Here is a 15499-nt window from a genome sequence, read left to right as displayed (position 1 = left end):
GTAAAAAGGAGGAGTAACGATGGCGAAGGCAAAATTTGAGCGGGTAAAACCGCACGTAAACATTGGGACGATAGGTCACGTAGACCACGGGAAGACCACCTTGACCGCAGCAATTACTACGGTGCTGGCGAAGAAGGGATTAGCCCAGCAAAAGAGGTACGATGAGATTGACAATGCTCCGGAAGAAAGGGAAAGAGGAATTACCATTAATACAGCGCATGTGGAGTATGAGACCGAGAAACGGCACTATGCCCACGTAGACTGTCCGGGACACGCGGACTACGTAAAGAACATGATAACTGGAGCGGCGCAGATGGACGGAGCTATCCTGGTTGTGTCTGCAGCCGATGGTCCGATGCCGCAGACGCGGGAGCACATTTTGTTAGCCCGTCAGGTAGGAGTTCCCTATATTGTAGTATTTTTAAACAAAGCGGACATGGTAGATGATCCTGAGTTAATGGAGCTTGTAGAGATGGAAGTGCGGGATCTTTTAAGCACGTACGAGTTTCCCGGGGATGAAGTACCGGTAGTAGCGGGGTCGGCGTTGAAGGCATTGGAGTGCGGTTGCGGGAAAGAAGATTGTCCGTGGTGTGGGAAGATATTGGAGTTAATGGACAAGGTAGACGAATACATTCCGACACCGCAGCGGGATGTAGATAAGCCGTTCTTGATGCCGGTAGAGGACGTATTTACCATTACCGGACGTGGAACGGTTGCGACCGGTCGTGTAGAGCGGGGACGGATAACTATAGGAGAAGAAGTGGAGATAGTAGGATTGATGGATGCTCCGCGGAAGACGGTAGTAACGGGACTGGAGATGTTCCGGAAGGTATTAGACGAAGCGGTAGCAGGGGACAACATAGGAGCGTTATTACGGGGAGTAGACCGGAAGGAAATCGAGCGGGGGCAGGTATTGGCGAAGCCTGGTACGATAAAGCCGCACCGGAAGTTTTTTGCGGAGGTATACGTATTGACGAAGGAAGAAGGGGGACGGCACACACCGTTCTTTAATGGATACCGGCCGCAGTTTTACTTCCGGACGACGGACGTAACGGGAGTAATCCATTTACCAGAAGGTGTAGAGATGGTAATGCCCGGGGATAACGTAAAGATTCATATTGAGCTTATCACACCGATTGCTATTGAAGAAGGATTGAGATTTGCTATTCGGGAAGGTGGCAGAACTGTAGGCGCGGGCGTTGTTACCGCGATCGAAGAGTAATAAAGCCTCTCCCGGCAAAAAACAGGAGGCGGGGGAATTTATTCCCCTTCCTCCGGTGTTTTATGTAAAAGGGAAATAAAAGGAGGGGTAATGCGTGAATAAACAAAAAATCAGAATTAAACTAAAAGCTTTTGAGCATACCATCTTGGACCAGTCCGCTGCGAAAATTGTTGAAACGGCCAAGAGGACGGGTGCGAGCGTATCGGGACCTATTCCGCTTCCCACCGAAAGAAGCTTGTATACCGTGCTGCGTTCGCCCCATATCGATAAAGACTCCAGAGAGCAGTTTGAATTAAAGGTGCATAAACGCTTAATTGATATTATCGATCCCACCCCAAAAACTATCGATGCGTTAATGCGGATCGATTTGCCGGCGGGAGTAGATATTGAGATTAAGCTGTAGGAGGTGAAACAAATGCCGAAAGGAATTTTAGGAAGAAAAGTCGGAATGACCCAAATTTTCACCGAAGACGGCAGGGCAATACCGGTGACGGTGATTGAAGCTGGGCCTTGCGTGGTTGTGCAGAAGAAAACAATAGCTAATGATGGCTATAATGCTATCCAGCTTGGTTTTGGGGAAATAAAGGAAAGCAAGGTAAATAAGCCATTAAAGGGGCATTTTAATCGGGCGAATGTTAAGCCCATGCGGTATTTAAGAGAGATTCGGGTAGAAAACATTGATGCTTATGAAGTAGGACAGGAGATAAAGGTAGACATTTTTACCGTTGGCGAGAAAGTTGATGTTACTGGAATATCAAAAGGTAAAGGGTTTGCCGGTGGGATTAAACGGCATGGTTTTCACCGGGGACCAATGGCTCACGGTTCAAAATACCACCGTCGGCCCGGTTCACTGGGTGCAAAAGGACCGGCTCGGGTATTTTTAGGCCGGAAGTTGCCCGGACGACTTGGTATGGAGAGGGTAACCATTCAAAACTTAGAGGTTGTTAAGGTAGATCCAGAGAGAAATTTACTGGTTATAAAAGGTTCGGTTCCGGGTATTAGAGGAAGCCTTTTAATCATCAAAGAAGCAGTAAAAGGAAAATAGAAGTTTTGGTTAAGAAAGGGGGATAAAGATGCCCAAAGTTCCGGTTTACAACATGGAAGGAGCCCAGGTTGGAGAAATTGAACTAAAAGACGAAATTTTCGGGGCTCCGGTGAACAAAGCGGTCTTATATGAAGTTTCATTAATGTACCTGGCAAATCAAAGAAGGGGAACTCACGATACAAAAACTCGGGGTGAAGTATCTGGCGGTGGCAGAAAGCCCTGGAGACAAAAAGGAACTGGCCGTGCCCGGCATGGTAGTATTCGGTCACCCCTTTGGCGGAAGGGTGGTATCGTTTTTGGTCCACATCCCCGCGATTACAGTTATTCGGTACCTAAAAAGGTACGCCGGGCGGCGTTGAAGTCAGCGCTTTCCGACAAAGTAAATGAAAATAACCTTATAGTAGTAGATAGTTTAACTTTTGCTGCACCAAAAACCAAAGAAATGATTAGAGTATTAAATAACCTCAAGGTGAACGGCAAGACTTTAATTGTCACCGCAGGTTATGATGAAATAGTGGAAAAATCGGCCCGCAATATACCGGGAGTTTCTGTAATGACAGCTCCCAGCCTCAATGCATTAAGCCTCCTTAATCACGACAAGCTGATCATGACCCGTGATGCGGTCCTAAAAGTGGAGGAGGTGTTTTAGGTGAAAAATCCAAGGGATATAATCATTAGGCCGTTAATAACCGAAAAATCTATGGATTTAGCCCAGGAAAACAAATATACTTTTATTGTTGATAAAAATGCCAACAAAATTGAAATTAAAAATGCAATTGAGGAACTATTTAAAGTAAAAGTTGAAAAGGTAAATACCATCAGGGTTAAAGGAAAAATGAAACGGGTTGGTCGTTTTGTTGGCCGGACCCCTGAATACAAAAAAGCAATTGTTAAGTTAAGAGCCGGTGATAAAATCGAACTGTTTGAAGGCGTATAACCGGTAGTAGATAAAAGGAGGGAAAAGGATGGCTGTAAAAACTTACAAACCCACCTCCCCCGGTCGGAGATTTGTTACCGTTTCGTCCTTTGAAGAAATTACCAAAACCGAGCCCGAAAAATCTTTGATAGTTCCCTTAAAGAAGCATGCGGGACGGAATAATCAGGGACGGCTGACGGTTCGGCACCGGGGCGGCGGTCATAAACGGATGTATCGAATAATTGATTTTAAGCGAAATAAAGATGGGATTCCGGCAAAAGTTGTGGCGATTGAATATGATCCCAACCGGACTGCTCGAATTGCGTTGTTAGCATACGCTGATGGCGAGAAGCGTTATATAATTGCTCCCCATGGATTAAAAGTGGGCGATGTTTTAATGTCCGGTCCGGATGCGGACATCAAAGTGGGTAATGCCCTGCCGCTTGCCAATATTCCGGTAGGTACTTTAGTTCATAACATCGAGCTTTATCCGGGAAAGGGTGGACAGTTGGTGCGCGCGGCTGGAACGGCGGCGCAGCTCCTTGGTAAAGAGGGCAGGTACGCAATTTTACGCCTTCCCTCGGGCGAAATGCGGAAAGTCCTTTTGGAATGCCGGGCAACCATCGGACAGGTGGGTAATTTAGAGCACGAAAATATTACCATTGGTAAGGCTGGAAGGGCTCGCTGGCTTGGAATTAGACCTACGGTTCGCGGTGTTGTTATGAACCCGGTAGACCACCCGCATGGCGGTGGTGAAGGTCGTTCACCGATTGGACGTCACCCGGTTACTCCTTGGGGTAAACCTACCTTGGGGGTTAAGACACGGAAGAAAAATAAAGCAAGCTCTAAGTTAATTATTAAGAGACGGAAGTAACCATGAAGGGAGGTAGCCAGCTTGGGTCGTTCACTCAAGAAAGGACCATATTGTGATCCAAAACTTCTGAAAAAAATTGAGGAGTTAAATGCTAAAGGTGAAAAGCGGGTCATTAAAACCTGGTCAAGACGGTCTACTATTTTTCCACAGATGGTAGGCCATACCATTGCCGTATATGATGGAAGAAAGCACGTTCCGGTTTATATTACCGAAGAGATGGTTGGACATAAGTTAGGGGAATTTGCTCCTACCCGTACCTTCAGGGGACATGGAGACCATACGGAAAGGTCTACTGCCCTCAAGTAGTCAAGAGAGGAGGGATTTTCATGGAAGCACGTGCAGTGGCAAAATATATCCGGATTTCACCGCGAAAAGCCCGGCAGGTAATTGATTTAATTCGGGGCAAGGATGTGGAGGAAGCGCTGGCGATTTTGCGGTATACCCCGAAAAAAGCTTCGTATTTTATTGAAAAGGTTTTAAGGTCGGCAATTGCCAACGCCGAAAACAATCATGATATGTCTAAAGAAAATCTTTATGTAGCCAAAGCCTATGTGGACCAGGGACCGACATTAAAGCGTTATAACCCGCGGGCTCAGGGTCGCGTGGATCTCTGGCGGGTAAGGACCAGCCATATAACTATTGTCGTTGCGGAAAGGAAGGAGGGCTAAGGTGGGTCAGAAAGTTCATCCAAAAGGACTGAGAATAGGTATTATCAAAGACTGGGATGCCAAGTGGTTTGCTGATAAGAAACATTACCAGGAGCTTTTGCATGAGGACTTAAAAATTCGTAAATACATTAAAACCAAATTTTATCAAGCTGGAATTTCTCGAATTGTAATTGAGCGGGCTTCCAACCGGGTGAAAGTTACTATTCATACTGCCCGGCCAGGTATGGTGATTGGTAAAGGCGGAACAGAAATTGAAGTATTGCGGAAAGAGTTAGAAAAGATGACCGGCAAGCAAATAAATATCAATATCGCCGAGATCAAAGTTCCGGAAATTGATGCCCAGCTTGTAGCAGAAAATATTGCTGCCCAAATTGAAAAGCGGATTTCCTATAAGCGGGCAATGAAACAGGCGGTATCCCGGGCTTTGAAAATGGGTGCCCAGGGTATTAAAGTAGCTTGCAGCGGTCGCTTAGCCGGCGCGGAAATCGCCCGTTCCGAATGGTATAGCGAGGGCAAGGTACCCTTAACAACCCTGAGGGCGGATATTGATTACGGTTTTGCCGAAGCGTTAACCACCTATGGAAAAATTGGCGTAAAAGTGTGGATTTATAAAGGTGAGGTATTGCCTGAGGTTAAGAAGGAGAGCGTTAGTACAGAAGGAGGCGAATAACCATGTTAATGCCAAAACGGGTTAAATATAGACGTCCCCACCGCCCCAGCCTCAAGGGTAAGGCCAAAGGAGGAACCCAGCTTCATTTTGGGGAATACGGCTTACAGGCAGTAGAAGGGGCCTGGATTACCAGCCAGCAGATTGAGGCTGCGCGGGTAGCTATTTCCCGTTATATCCGCCGGGGCGGTAAAATCTGGATAAACATCTTTCCGGACCACCCGATTACCAGAAAACCTGCTGAAACCCGGATGGGTAGTGGTAAGGGTGCCCCGGAATACTGGGTGGCAGTAGTAAAGCCCGGTAAGATTATGTTTGAGCTTGCTGGGGTATCGGAAGAAGTTGCGCGTGAAGCGCTGAGACTTGCTTCCCATAAACTGCCCATCAAAACCAAATTTGTGAAACGGGAAGTAGGTGGTGAAGCCCATGAAAGCTAAAGAATTAAGAGAATTAACCGATGCGGAATTAGTGGAAAAATTGGCGAGTTTAAAAGATGAGCTTTTTAAACTTCGGTTTCAGCTTTCCACCGGTCAATTGGATAATCCATCCCGAATCCGTGAGGTGCGGCGGGATATAGCACGGGTTAATACCATTATCCGGGAAAGAGAAATTGCCAGACAAAAAGTGGAGAAGTAGAAAGGGGGCGTAGAAGATGGAAAAGAAAAAAGTCCAAAAAATAAAAATCGGACGGGTCGTTAGCGATAAAATGGATAAAACGGTGGTAGTTGCCGTTGAGGAGTTGGTCAGCCACCCCCTTTATAAAAAGACCATTCGCCGAACAAAGAAGTTTAAAGCCCACGATGAACATAACGCCTGCCGGACTGGCGACATAGTAAAAATTGCCGAGACTCGGCCCCTCTCCAAGGAAAAGAGATGGAGAGTTGTGGAGATTATCGAGCGGGGCAAAGTGTTAGGCGAAGAGGAAAATCTTGAAACTATTGAAGGTTAAGCAGGTTCTACCTGAAAGGAGGTAGTAGCAAGTGATTCAAGTACAAACCATATTGAATTCCGCCGATAACACCGGCGCGAAAAAATTAATGTGCATCCGGGTTTTAGGAGGATCCAACCGGAGATATGCAAGTTTAGGTGATATAATCGTTTGCTCCGTTAAGGAAGCAACACCCGATGCCGTTGTGAAAAAGGGAGAGGTGGTTAAAGCAGTAGTTGTTCGGACCAAAAAAGAAGTGCGCCGGCCGGACGGTACGTATATTAAATTTGACGAAAATGCTGCAGTAATTATTAAGGACGATAAGAGCCCACGGGGTACCCGAATTTTTGGACCGGTAGCCCGGGAACTGCGGGAAAAGGATTTCATGAAAATCATCTCCCTGGCTCCGGAAGTCCTTTAAGGAGGTGGGATTATGCCAAAATTAAAGGTTAAAAAGGGCGATACGGTCTTAGTCATTGCAGGTAAAGACAAAGACAAAAAGGGAAAAATTGTGCAGGTTTTGCCCAAGGAAAATAGAGTTGTGGTTGAGGGCGTAAATATCGTTAAAAGACATACCCGTCCCAATCCCAAACTTCCCCAGGGTGGTATTGTTGAGAAAGAAGCCCCGATTCACGTAAGTAACGTGATGGTGATCTGCCCCAGCTGCGGCAAGCCCACCCGGGTCGGGAAGAAGTTTTTAGCGGATGGCAAGAAGATTAGAGTTTGTAAAAAATGCGGCGAGAGCCTTGACAGGTAAGCCGTGGCGAAAGGAGGTTATACCGTGCCCAGACTTAAGGATAAATATCAAAACGATGTAATACCGGCAATGATGGAAAAGTTTGGATATAAAAATAAAATGCAAGTGCCAAAACTTGAAAAAATAGTGATAAACATCGGCTTAGGCGAAGCCCTGCAAAATCCTAAAGCTGTGGATGCTGCAGTTGCCGATCTTATGGCTATCACCGGACAAAGACCGGTCCTTACCAAAGCCAAGAAATCGGTGGCCGGTTTTAGAGTGCGGCAGGGAGCTACTATTGGCGTAAAAGTTACCCTGCGCGGTGACCGGATGTATGAATTCATGGACAAATTTGTCAATATAGTACTTCCCCGGGTTCGGGACTTCAGGGGTTTATCGCCAAAATCCTTTGATGGTCGGGGAAATTACTCGGTAGGTTTACGGGAGCAGCTTATTTTCCCGGAAATTGACTATGATAAAATTGATAAAGTTCGGGGTATGGAAGTTACTTTCGTTACTACCGCTAAAACCGATGAAGAGGCTCGGGAATTGTTACAATTAATGGGAATGCCCTTCAGCAGATAAGGAAAGGGGGACGTTTATGGCCAAGAAATCGATGATTGCCAAAGCGCAAAGGCCGCCAAAATTTAAAGTAAGAAAATACAACCGGTGTAAAATCTGTGGAAGACCGAGAGCGTACTTGCGTGATTTTGGCATGTGCCGGATTTGCTTTAGAAAACTTGCCCACCAAGGAGAGATTCCGGGCGTTAAGAAAGCCAGCTGGTAAAGAAAGGGGGTAAATACCATGGTTATGACCGATCCCATTGCTGATTTTTTAACTCGGATTAGAAACGCAAATATGGTCTATCACGAGAAGGTAGAAGTGCCATCCTCCAAGGTAAAAAGGGCAATTGCGGAGATTTTAAAAGAGGAAGGCTTTATTAAGGATTACGAGTACATTGAGGACGGCAAGCAAGGGATTTTACGGATATTTTTGAAGTACGGCCCCAATAAAGAGAGGGTTATTTCAGGACTAAAGCGTATTTCCAAGCCCGGACTTCGGGTATACGCTAAGAAAGACGAACTACCCAGGGTTTTGGGGGGTCTCGGGATTGCTATCATTTCGACACCGAAAGGAATAATGACCGATAAAAAAGCCCGCAAAGAAGGCTTAGGCGGCGAAGTTATTTGCTATATTTGGTAGTAAAATCCAGGGAGGTGATTTTGTGTCCCGCATAGGCAGAAAACCAATCCCGGTTCCACAAGGGGTTGAAGTAAAAGTAGAAGGAACCACGGTTACCGTAAAGGGTCCGAAAGGGAGCTTGACCCGGGAATTTCACCCGGATATGAAAATAACTTTTGATGGCTCGCAAATCCTGGTAGAAAGACCTTCCGATGAAAAAGAACATAAAGCCCTCCATGGCCTTACCCGGACTTTAATTAATAACATGATCATTGGCGTTACCAACGGCTATCAAAAAAGCCTTGAGTTGGTTGGGGTAGGCTACCGGGCGGCAAAACAGGGACGTAAACTGGTTTTAATGGTCGGTTATTCTCACCCGGTGGAAATGGATCCGCCCGAAGGGATTGAGATAGAAGTTCCCGCTCAAAACCAGATTATTGTCAAGGGAATTGATAAAGAACTGGTTGGTAATTTTGCAGCAACTATCCGTGCTGTCCGGGAGCCTGAACCGTACAAAGGAAAGGGAATTAAGTACACCGACGAAGTAATTCGGAGAAAGGCTGGTAAAACCGGCGGTAAAGGCAAGAAGTAAAACGTTTTTAGAAAAGGGGGGTAGTCGATGATTACCAAAACCAACCGGAATCTGGAAAGAAAACGGCGGCATTTACGGGTTCGGAAGAAAATTCATGGAACTCCGGAAAGACCGAGATTAAACGTATATAGAAGCTTAAAACACATTTATGCCCAGATTATCGATGATGTCAGCGGGCGTACCCTGGTTGCAGCTTCCACCCTCGATCCGGAATTGCGAGGGAAAATTGGGTACGGCGGCAATATTGAAGCAGCAAAAGCTGTTGGCCGGCTGATTGCTGAGCGGGCCAAAGCGAAAGGGATTGAAAAGGTCGTTTTTGACCGGGGCGGATATCTTTATCACGGACGGGTTAAAGCTTTAGCGGAAGCAGCCCGGGAAGGTGGCCTGCAATTTTAAGGAAAAGGAGGGATGACGATGGCAAGAATTGATGCCAGTCAACTGGAGTTGAGCGAAAAAGTTATTGCGATCAACCGTACAGCGAAGGTTGTTAAAGGTGGACGGCGTTTTTCCTTTAGCGCCTTGGTGGTAGTTGGCGATCAAAAAGGGCATGTGGGCGTGGGCCTTGGTAAAGCTCCGGAAGTTCCTGATGCTATTAGAAAAGGCATTGAAGATGCCAAGAAAAATCTGATCAAAGTTCCTATTGTTAATACTACAATTCCCCATGAAATTATTGGTGAAGCCGGTGCGGGTAAGGTGTTATTAAAGCCAGCAGCACCTGGTACCGGCGTTATTGCCGGTAGCGCAGTACGGGCAATATTGGAAATGGCAGGTGTGCGGGACATCCTAACCAAATCCTTGGGTTCCAATAATCCCCACAATATGGCCCATGCTACCATTGAAGCACTGAAGTCGTTAAAAACCGTGGAAATGGTAGCAAAACTTCGTGGAAAAACCCCGGCCGAAATCTTGAAGGGCTAGGAGGGATAACTCATGGAAAAGAAGCTGAAAATTACCTTGGTAAAAAGCGTTATTGGACAAAGTGAACGGCAGAAGGCAACGGTAAAGTCCCTGGGATTGAGAAAACTCAACCAGTCCGTTATCAAAGCCGATACTCCTGAAATCCGCGGGATGATAAATAAAGTGAGCCATTTATTAAAAGTTGAGGAAATTTAGGAGGTGGGAAAATGCGGTTACATGATTTAAGGCCTGTGCCTGGTTCGCGGCAAAAACCCACCCGGAAAGGTCAGGGAATAGGTTCTGGCCTTGGAAAAACTGCTGGACGTGGACAAAAAGGACAAAAGGCACGTTCGGGCGGCGGCGTCAGACCAGGCTTTGAGGGTGGCCAGATGCCCCTTTACCGGAGATTACCCAAACGCGGCTTTCACAATAAATTTGCCAAAGAAATCATTGCCATTAACGTGGACCGCTTAAATAAATTTGAAGATGGGACAGTGGTAACTCCAGAACTCCTGCTGGAAACTGGTATAATAAAGAAAATAGGGGACGGTGTAAAGATTTTAGGCGGCGGCGAACTAAAGAAAGCGCTTACCGTTAAAGCACATGCCTTTAGTGAATCGGCAAAAGAAAAAATTACCGCTGCCGGCGGGCAAGCGGAGGTGCTGTAAATGCTTGATGCCCTCCGCAATGCCATGAAGGCTAAAGAATTAAAGAGTAGATTGCTCTTTACCTTATTGATGCTTTTGGTCTTTCGTATCGGAGCTCATATACCGGTACCGGGAATTAACCTGGCCCGCATGGAAGAATTAATCCAATCGGGTACAATTTTGGGGTTTTTCGATGTTATTTCCGGTGGTGCCTTTAAGAAATTTACCATTTTTGCCATGAGTATTACCCCGTATATTAACGCTTCGATTATTATGCAACTTTTAACGGTGGTAATACCATACCTGGAAAAGCTGGCTAAAGAAGGGGAAGAAGGTCGGCGGAAAATTACCGAGTACGTTCGGTATGGAACCGTCATCTTAGCCTTTATTCAAGGCTTCTTCATGGCAATTGGTTTAAGATCGGCCTTAAACAACCCCGGAATCTTAACATATTTATACGTTGCCCTTGCTCTTACCGCGGGAACAGCGTTTTTAATGTGGCTTGGGGAACAGATTACCGAAAAGGGCATCGGTAACGGGATATCGCTAATAATTTTTGCCGGGATTGTTTCCAGGATCCCTGGTTCCATTAAAACGATTATTGATTACGTTTCTGCCGGTACGGCAAACATTTTAAACGTTTTAATCTTAGCCGTAATTGCTGTAGCCGCAATTTACGCCGTTGTGGTGGTTAACGAAGCCCAGCGGAGAATTCCGGTGCAGTATGCAAAAAGGGTTGTCGGCCGCCGGGTTTACGGCGGGCAAAGCACCCACCTGCCCATCAAGGTTAATCAGGCAGGGGTTATTCCGATAATTTTTGCTTCTTCACTTTTGATGTTTCCGATTACTATTGCGGGATGGTTTCCCCAAAACGGTTTTGCCCAGTGGGTTTTAAAATATTTTGGCTGGGGAACTGTAATTAACACCATTTTATACGCTTTACTAATTATTGGCTTTACCTATTTTTACACTGCGATTATCATGAACCCCTTGGATATTGCCGAAAACCTTAAGAAATACGGGGGCTTTATCCCTGGAATTCGTCCTGGAAGACCAACGGCAGAATATATCGATAAGGTCATGAGCCGGGTAACCTTTGCTGGTGCAGTATTCTTGGCCTTTATTGCCATACTGCCCAATATCGTGATGGCAATAGCCCGGATTCCCAATGTAACCTTTGGTGGTACTGCTCTCTTGATTGTTGTTGGTGTGGCGCTGGATACTATGAAACAGTTAGAATCTTACCTTTTAATGAGACATTATCAAGGTTTTATTAAGTAGCTGGTGAGAAAATTGATTACCGTTAAAACAGAAAAAGAATTAAGGCTTATGCGGGAGGCGGGGCGAATTGTCGCCCTGACTCTTCAGGCCTTGGAAAAAGTGATTGAACCGGGGATAACTACCTTAGAACTTGATAAAATTGCAGAAGAAACAATTAAAAAATTAGGCGGAAAGCCAGCTTTTAAAGGCTTATATGGTTTTCCGGCAACTATCTGTGCTTCAATTAATGAAGAAGTGGTTCACGGAATCCCTGGTTTAAGAAAATTGCGGAATGGAGATATTATTAGTATTGATATTGGAGCTGTTGTGGACGGATATTATGGCGATGCTGCAAAAACCTGGCCAGTGGGGGAAGTTTCTCCCGAGGCTAAAAAGCTCATTGAAGTGACCGAAGCATCGCTTTACGCCGGGATTGAGGCAGCCGTGGTTGGCAATAGGGTTTCGGACATTTCCCATGCGGTCGAAAGCTACGTGGTTCGCCACGGGTTTTCCGTGGTGAGACAATATGCGGGACATGGAATTGGCAAAGCGCTGCATGAGGAGCCGAACGTGCCCAACTACGGTAAGCCGGGTCGTGGTGCTCGGTTGGTCCCGGGAATGACATTAGCAATCGAACCGATGGTTAACATTGGAACCTATGAGGTCTTCACCCTTCCGGACAAATGGACGGTGGTAACCCGGGACGGTAAATGGTCAGCCCATTTTGAACACACCATTGCTATTACCGAAAATGGGCCCATGATTCTAACCTTGCCGTAAAAAGGAATGGGTGGTGAAGGTCATGCATTTAGACAAAATCCGTCCCGGCCAAGTAGTGCTGTCCACAGCCGGCCGTGATTGCGGAAACTTCTACATTATCTATCGGGTTATTAATGACCGTTATGTTGAAGTGGTTGATGGTCAGCACCGTCGTATTGAAAATCCCAAAAAGAAAAACGTCCGTCATTTGAAATTTTTAAACTACCGTTTTCCAGACGAGGGTAAACTGAGCAATCCGGAGATCCGGAAATTTCTTAAATCGTTTGACGAAAAGGGCGAAGAACTGGATGGGTGAGGAGGTTGATTGCTTAATGTCGAAAGATGATGTCATTGAAGTGGAAGGCACGGTAGTGGAGCCCCTTCCAAACGCAATGTTTCGGGTCGAGCTGGATAATGGGCATAAAGTGTTAGCCCATGTTTCCGGGAAAATACGCATGAATTTTATTCGAATCTTGCCAGGTGACCGGGTAACCGTTGAATTATCACCCTATGATTTGACCCGGGGTAGGATTATCTACCGGCACAAGTAGGGAAATAAAGGGGGTTTAAACATGAAAGTCAGACCCAGCGTTAAACCGATCTGCGAAAAATGTAAGATTATCCGCCGGAAAGGGCGAGTAAGGGTTATTTGTGAAAATCCCAAGCATAAGCAGAAGCAGGGATAATTTCTTAGGAGGTGCGGTAATGGCTCGGATTGCTGGTGTGGATCTTCCGAGAGATAAAAGGGTCGAAATTGCCTTAACTTATATTTACGGTATTGGTCGACCAACAGCTAATGTTATCTTAAAGAAGACCGGTATTAACCCCGATACTCGGGTTAAAGATTTGACCGAAGAAGAAGTGGCAAAGCTTCGGGATGAGATTGAAAAGAACTACAAGGTCGAAGGAGAATTAAGACGGGAAGTTGCGTTGAATATTAAACGGCTTATTGAAATTGGCTGCTACCGGGGTATTCGTCACCGGAAAGGCTTACCGGTTAGAGGACAGAGAACCCGAACCAACGCTCGTACCCGGAAAGGGCCCAGAAGAACCGTTGGGGTAAAACGGAAGAAGTAAGCTTAAAGGAGGGATATGATGGCTCGCCGGACAAAAGCCAGAAAAAAGGAAAAAAAGCATGTTGAGCAAGGAGTAGCCCATATCAAGTCTACATTTAACAATACAATTGTTACCATAACCGATCCCCAGGGGAACACCCTTTCCTGGGCAAGTGCGGGAACCGTTGGCTTTGAAGGAACCAGGAAAGGCACTCCCTTTGCCGCACAGTTAGCTGCGGAAAAAGCTGCTAAAGAAGCGATGGAATTTGGCGTAAAGACTGTTGAGGTTTATGTGAAAGGACCAGGCGCAGGTCGGGAAGCGGCAATCCGCTCGTTGCAAGCTGCTGGCCTGGAAGTTAGCCTTATTAAGGACGTAACCCCGATTCCTCATAACGGGTGTCGTCCACCGAAACGTAGGAGAGTATAGGAGGTAGATAACGAAATGGCGAGATATACGGGTCCTGTTTGCAAGCTTTGCCGCAGGGAAGGAATAAAGCTTTTCCTGAAAGGAGATCGCTGCTATACCGATAAGTGTGCCATTGCCAGGAGAAATTATGCTCCCGGTCAGCACGGACATACAAGGAAAAAGCCCACCGAGTATGCCCTGCAACTGCGGGAAAAGCAGAAAGCAAAGCGAATTTACGGAGTATTGGAAGCGCAGTTCCGGCGTTATTTTGAAATGGCCGAAAGACAGCCGGGGATTACCGGTGAAAACTTGTTGGTAATTTTGGAAAGACGGCTCGATAACGTGGTTTATCGGCTCGGACTGGCTGCGTCCCGCGCTCAGGCCCGGCAGTTGGTACGGCATAATTTCTTTACGGTAAATGGACGGAAAGTTAACATACCATCCTACCTGGTCAAAGTTGGCGACGTAATTGCTTTAAAAGAAGAAAAGAAGGACTCTCCGATAGCCAAGGAAATTATGGAACGGGCCGCCAGCAAAACTTTACCGGCTTGGCTTTCCTACGATGCCAACAATGCTGTCGGTAAGGTTGAAGCACTGCCAAAACGGGAAGATATCGATATCCCCGTCGAGGAGCATCTCATTGTTGAGCTCTACTCCAGATAAGAGCTTGACGGGTATTCCCTTTAAAGGAGGGTCCCTTTGTGCTTGAAATTGAAAAACCGAAAATTGAAACCGAGGAGTTAAACGACCGTTACGGCCGTTTTGTGGTTGAACCTTTGGAACGGGGGTACGGGATTACCCTCGGCAACTCAATGCGGCGGATACTTTTATCTTCCCTCCCGGGAGCTGCTGTTACTTCCATAAAGATTGAAGGGGTACTCCATGAATTTTCAACGGTTCCCGGGGTAGTGGAAGATGTAACGGAAATTATCTTAAACATTAAAAATCTTACGCTGAAGCTTCACGGGGATGAGGAACAGGTTTTGAGAATCGAAGCTGAAGGTGAGGGTGTCATTACCGCCAAAGATATAATTGCCCCACCGGAGGTAGAAATTTTAAACCCCGACCTTGTAATAGCCCATATAGCAGAGGGCGGTCGTCTTTTTATGGAAATGACTGTAGCCCGGGGTCGGGGTTATGTACCGGCGGAGCGGAATAAAAAGGGCGAGCATGTTATTGGCGTAATACCGGTAGACTCCATCTTTTCTCCAGTGCTCAAAGTGAACTTCCAGGTAGAAAATACGCGGGTTGGTCAGATTACCGATTATGATAAGCTCACCCTGGAAGTTTGGACCGATGGAAGCATTCGACCCGATGAGGCGGTAAGCCTTGCCGCTCGCATCATGGTTGAGCACCTGCAGCTTTTTGTTAACTTAAATGAACGGGCTACCGGTGTGGAAATTATGGTTGAAAAAGAAGAGGACGCCAAGGAAAAATTAGCGGAAATGCCCATTGAAGACCTGGATTTATCGGTACGCTCGTATAACTGCTTGAAACGGGCAGGAATCAATACGGTAGGCGAACTAATTCAGAAGACCGAAGCGGATATGATGAAAGTTCGCAATTTAGGGAAAAAGTCGCTTGAAGAGGTTATTTCCAAACTCAACTCCATGGGCCTTTCCTTGCGGAAAGAGGAAGAATAAG

At 46.3% G+C, this 15499-nt stretch carries 31 protein-coding genes; all 31 read left to right on the top strand.

Features of this window, described 5'->3' with window-relative positions; all coding sequences use genetic code 11:
• Window positions 1-19: 19 nt before the first annotated feature.
• The 31 genes from tuf to CARFE_RS0109710 all read left to right on the top strand — a co-directional run bounded on the left by tuf (window position 20) and on the right by CARFE_RS0109710 (window position 15498).
• Complete coding sequence (gene tuf, locus CARFE_RS0109860) at window positions 20-1222, top strand: elongation factor Tu (protein WP_011345209.1); 1203 nt, start codon at window positions 20-22, stop codon at window positions 1220-1222.
• A gap of 94 nt (window positions 1223-1316) precedes the next feature.
• Complete coding sequence (gene rpsJ / locus CARFE_RS0109855; RefSeq protein ID WP_011345192.1) at window positions 1317-1625, top strand: 30S ribosomal protein S10; 309 nt, start codon at window positions 1317-1319, stop codon at window positions 1623-1625.
• A gap of 12 nt (window positions 1626-1637) precedes the next feature.
• The gene (gene rplC / locus CARFE_RS0109850; RefSeq protein ID WP_011345191.1) at window positions 1638-2267 is read left to right on the top strand and encodes a 50S ribosomal protein L3; all 630 of its coding nucleotides are present in this window, start codon (window positions 1638-1640) and stop codon (window positions 2265-2267) included.
• A 28-nt stretch (window positions 2268-2295) separates the two neighbouring features.
• Complete coding sequence (gene rplD, locus CARFE_RS0109845) at window positions 2296-2916, top strand: 50S ribosomal protein L4 (RefSeq protein WP_011345190.1); 621 nt, start codon at window positions 2296-2298, stop codon at window positions 2914-2916.
• Entirely contained in the window at window positions 2917-3204 is a 288-nt protein-coding gene (rplW, locus tag CARFE_RS0109840; protein WP_011345189.1) for a 50S ribosomal protein L23, read from the top strand.
• Between the two features lie 28 nt (window positions 3205-3232).
• Window positions 3233-4057, top strand: a complete 825-nt coding sequence (rplB, locus tag CARFE_RS0109835; protein WP_011345188.1) for a 50S ribosomal protein L2 — start codon at window positions 3233-3235, stop codon at window positions 4055-4057.
• A 21-nt stretch (window positions 4058-4078) separates the two neighbouring features.
• Complete coding sequence (gene rpsS, locus CARFE_RS0109830; RefSeq protein WP_011345187.1) at window positions 4079-4363, top strand: 30S ribosomal protein S19; 285 nt, start codon at window positions 4079-4081, stop codon at window positions 4361-4363.
• 20 nt (window positions 4364-4383) lie between these two features.
• Entirely contained in the window at window positions 4384-4725 is a 342-nt protein-coding gene (gene rplV, locus CARFE_RS0109825; protein ID WP_011345186.1) for a 50S ribosomal protein L22, read from the top strand.
• Between the two features lies 1 nt (window position 4726).
• Window positions 4727-5395, top strand: a complete 669-nt coding sequence (rpsC, locus tag CARFE_RS0109820) for a 30S ribosomal protein S3 (RefSeq protein WP_011345185.1) — start codon at window positions 4727-4729, stop codon at window positions 5393-5395.
• 2 nt (window positions 5396-5397) lie between these two features.
• On the top strand, window positions 5398-5829 hold the full coding sequence (rplP, locus tag CARFE_RS0109815; protein ID WP_011345184.1) for a 50S ribosomal protein L16: 432 nt from the start codon (window positions 5398-5400) through the stop codon (window positions 5827-5829).
• Window positions 5819-6028 (top strand): 50S ribosomal protein L29, encoded by a 210-nt coding sequence (gene rpmC / locus CARFE_RS0109810; RefSeq protein ID WP_011345183.1) that lies wholly within the window; start codon window positions 5819-5821, stop codon window positions 6026-6028. The genes rplP and rpmC overlap by 11 nt, the downstream gene beginning before the upstream one ends.
• Window positions 6029-6044: 16 nt before the next feature.
• The gene (rpsQ, locus tag CARFE_RS0109805; protein ID WP_011345182.1) at window positions 6045-6341 is read left to right on the top strand and encodes a 30S ribosomal protein S17; all 297 of its coding nucleotides are present in this window, start codon (window positions 6045-6047) and stop codon (window positions 6339-6341) included.
• 31 nt (window positions 6342-6372) lie between these two features.
• Window positions 6373-6741 carry a 50S ribosomal protein L14 gene (rplN, locus tag CARFE_RS0109800; RefSeq protein ID WP_011345181.1) on the top strand — a complete coding sequence of 123 codons (369 nt, stop codon included), beginning with the start codon at window positions 6373-6375 and terminating at the stop codon, window positions 6739-6741.
• 12 nt (window positions 6742-6753) lie between these two features.
• Entirely contained in the window at window positions 6754-7077 is a 324-nt protein-coding gene (gene rplX / locus CARFE_RS0109795) for a 50S ribosomal protein L24 (protein WP_028052640.1), read from the top strand.
• A gap of 24 nt (window positions 7078-7101) precedes the next feature.
• Window positions 7102-7641: a 50S ribosomal protein L5 gene (rplE, locus tag CARFE_RS0109790; RefSeq protein ID WP_011345179.1), complete on the top strand. Its 540-nt coding sequence runs from the start codon at window positions 7102-7104 to the stop codon at window positions 7639-7641.
• A gap of 16 nt (window positions 7642-7657) precedes the next feature.
• Window positions 7658-7843 carry a type Z 30S ribosomal protein S14 gene (locus tag CARFE_RS0109785; RefSeq protein WP_011345178.1) on the top strand — a complete coding sequence of 62 codons (186 nt, stop codon included), beginning with the start codon at window positions 7658-7660 and terminating at the stop codon, window positions 7841-7843.
• An 18-nt stretch (window positions 7844-7861) separates the two neighbouring features.
• Window positions 7862-8260, top strand: coding sequence for a 30S ribosomal protein S8 (rpsH, locus tag CARFE_RS0109780; RefSeq protein WP_011345177.1), 399 nt, complete (start codon window positions 7862-7864; stop codon window positions 8258-8260).
• A 22-nt stretch (window positions 8261-8282) separates the two neighbouring features.
• Entirely contained in the window at window positions 8283-8831 is a 549-nt protein-coding gene (gene rplF, locus CARFE_RS0109775; protein WP_028052639.1) for a 50S ribosomal protein L6, read from the top strand.
• 27 nt (window positions 8832-8858) lie between these two features.
• On the top strand, window positions 8859-9227 hold the full coding sequence (rplR, locus tag CARFE_RS0109770; protein WP_011345175.1) for a 50S ribosomal protein L18: 369 nt from the start codon (window positions 8859-8861) through the stop codon (window positions 9225-9227).
• An 18-nt stretch (window positions 9228-9245) separates the two neighbouring features.
• Window positions 9246-9749 carry a 30S ribosomal protein S5 gene (gene rpsE / locus CARFE_RS0109765; protein ID WP_011345174.1) on the top strand — a complete coding sequence of 168 codons (504 nt, stop codon included), beginning with the start codon at window positions 9246-9248 and terminating at the stop codon, window positions 9747-9749.
• A gap of 12 nt (window positions 9750-9761) precedes the next feature.
• Window positions 9762-9944: a 50S ribosomal protein L30 gene (rpmD, locus tag CARFE_RS0109760; protein WP_028052638.1), complete on the top strand. Its 183-nt coding sequence runs from the start codon at window positions 9762-9764 to the stop codon at window positions 9942-9944.
• An 11-nt stretch (window positions 9945-9955) separates the two neighbouring features.
• On the top strand, window positions 9956-10396 hold the full coding sequence (gene rplO, locus CARFE_RS0109755; RefSeq protein WP_011345172.1) for a 50S ribosomal protein L15: 441 nt from the start codon (window positions 9956-9958) through the stop codon (window positions 10394-10396).
• Window positions 10397-11656: a preprotein translocase subunit SecY gene (gene secY, locus CARFE_RS0109750; RefSeq protein ID WP_028052637.1), complete on the top strand. Its 1260-nt coding sequence runs from the start codon at window positions 10397-10399 to the stop codon at window positions 11654-11656. It begins immediately after the preceding gene.
• Between the two features lie 12 nt (window positions 11657-11668).
• Window positions 11669-12415 carry a type I methionyl aminopeptidase gene (gene map, locus CARFE_RS0109745; protein WP_028052636.1) on the top strand — a complete coding sequence of 249 codons (747 nt, stop codon included), beginning with the start codon at window positions 11669-11671 and terminating at the stop codon, window positions 12413-12415.
• 22 nt (window positions 12416-12437) lie between these two features.
• A complete protein-coding gene (locus CARFE_RS0109740; RefSeq protein WP_028052635.1) occupies window positions 12438-12710 on the top strand; it encodes a KOW domain-containing RNA-binding protein in 273 nt (90 codons plus the stop codon).
• Between the two features lie 16 nt (window positions 12711-12726).
• Complete coding sequence (infA, locus tag CARFE_RS0109735; protein WP_011345168.1) at window positions 12727-12945, top strand: translation initiation factor IF-1; 219 nt, start codon at window positions 12727-12729, stop codon at window positions 12943-12945.
• 21 nt (window positions 12946-12966) lie between these two features.
• Entirely contained in the window at window positions 12967-13080 is a 114-nt protein-coding gene (gene rpmJ / locus CARFE_RS0109730) for a 50S ribosomal protein L36 (protein WP_011345167.1), read from the top strand.
• 19 nt (window positions 13081-13099) lie between these two features.
• Window positions 13100-13471, top strand: a complete 372-nt coding sequence (gene rpsM, locus CARFE_RS0109725) for a 30S ribosomal protein S13 (protein ID WP_011345166.1) — start codon at window positions 13100-13102, stop codon at window positions 13469-13471.
• A 15-nt stretch (window positions 13472-13486) separates the two neighbouring features.
• Entirely contained in the window at window positions 13487-13876 is a 390-nt protein-coding gene (gene rpsK, locus CARFE_RS0109720; RefSeq protein WP_011345165.1) for a 30S ribosomal protein S11, read from the top strand.
• Window positions 13877-13891: 15 nt separating this feature from the next.
• Window positions 13892-14518 carry a 30S ribosomal protein S4 gene (gene rpsD, locus CARFE_RS0109715; RefSeq protein WP_028052633.1) on the top strand — a complete coding sequence of 209 codons (627 nt, stop codon included), beginning with the start codon at window positions 13892-13894 and terminating at the stop codon, window positions 14516-14518.
• A 38-nt stretch (window positions 14519-14556) separates the two neighbouring features.
• A complete protein-coding gene (locus CARFE_RS0109710) occupies window positions 14557-15498 on the top strand; it encodes a DNA-directed RNA polymerase subunit alpha (protein WP_028052632.1) in 942 nt (313 codons plus the stop codon).
• The last annotated feature ends 1 nt before the right edge of the window (window position 15499 follow it).

The sequence above is a fragment of the Carboxydothermus ferrireducens DSM 11255 genome (assembly GCF_000427565.1).
In the GTDB taxonomy this organism is placed as follows: Bacteria; Bacillota; Z-2901; order Carboxydothermales; family Carboxydothermaceae; genus Carboxydothermus; species Carboxydothermus hydrogenoformans.
Note: the sequence above shows the minus strand (reverse complement) of the source record. Positions and strands in the feature narration are given on the sequence as shown.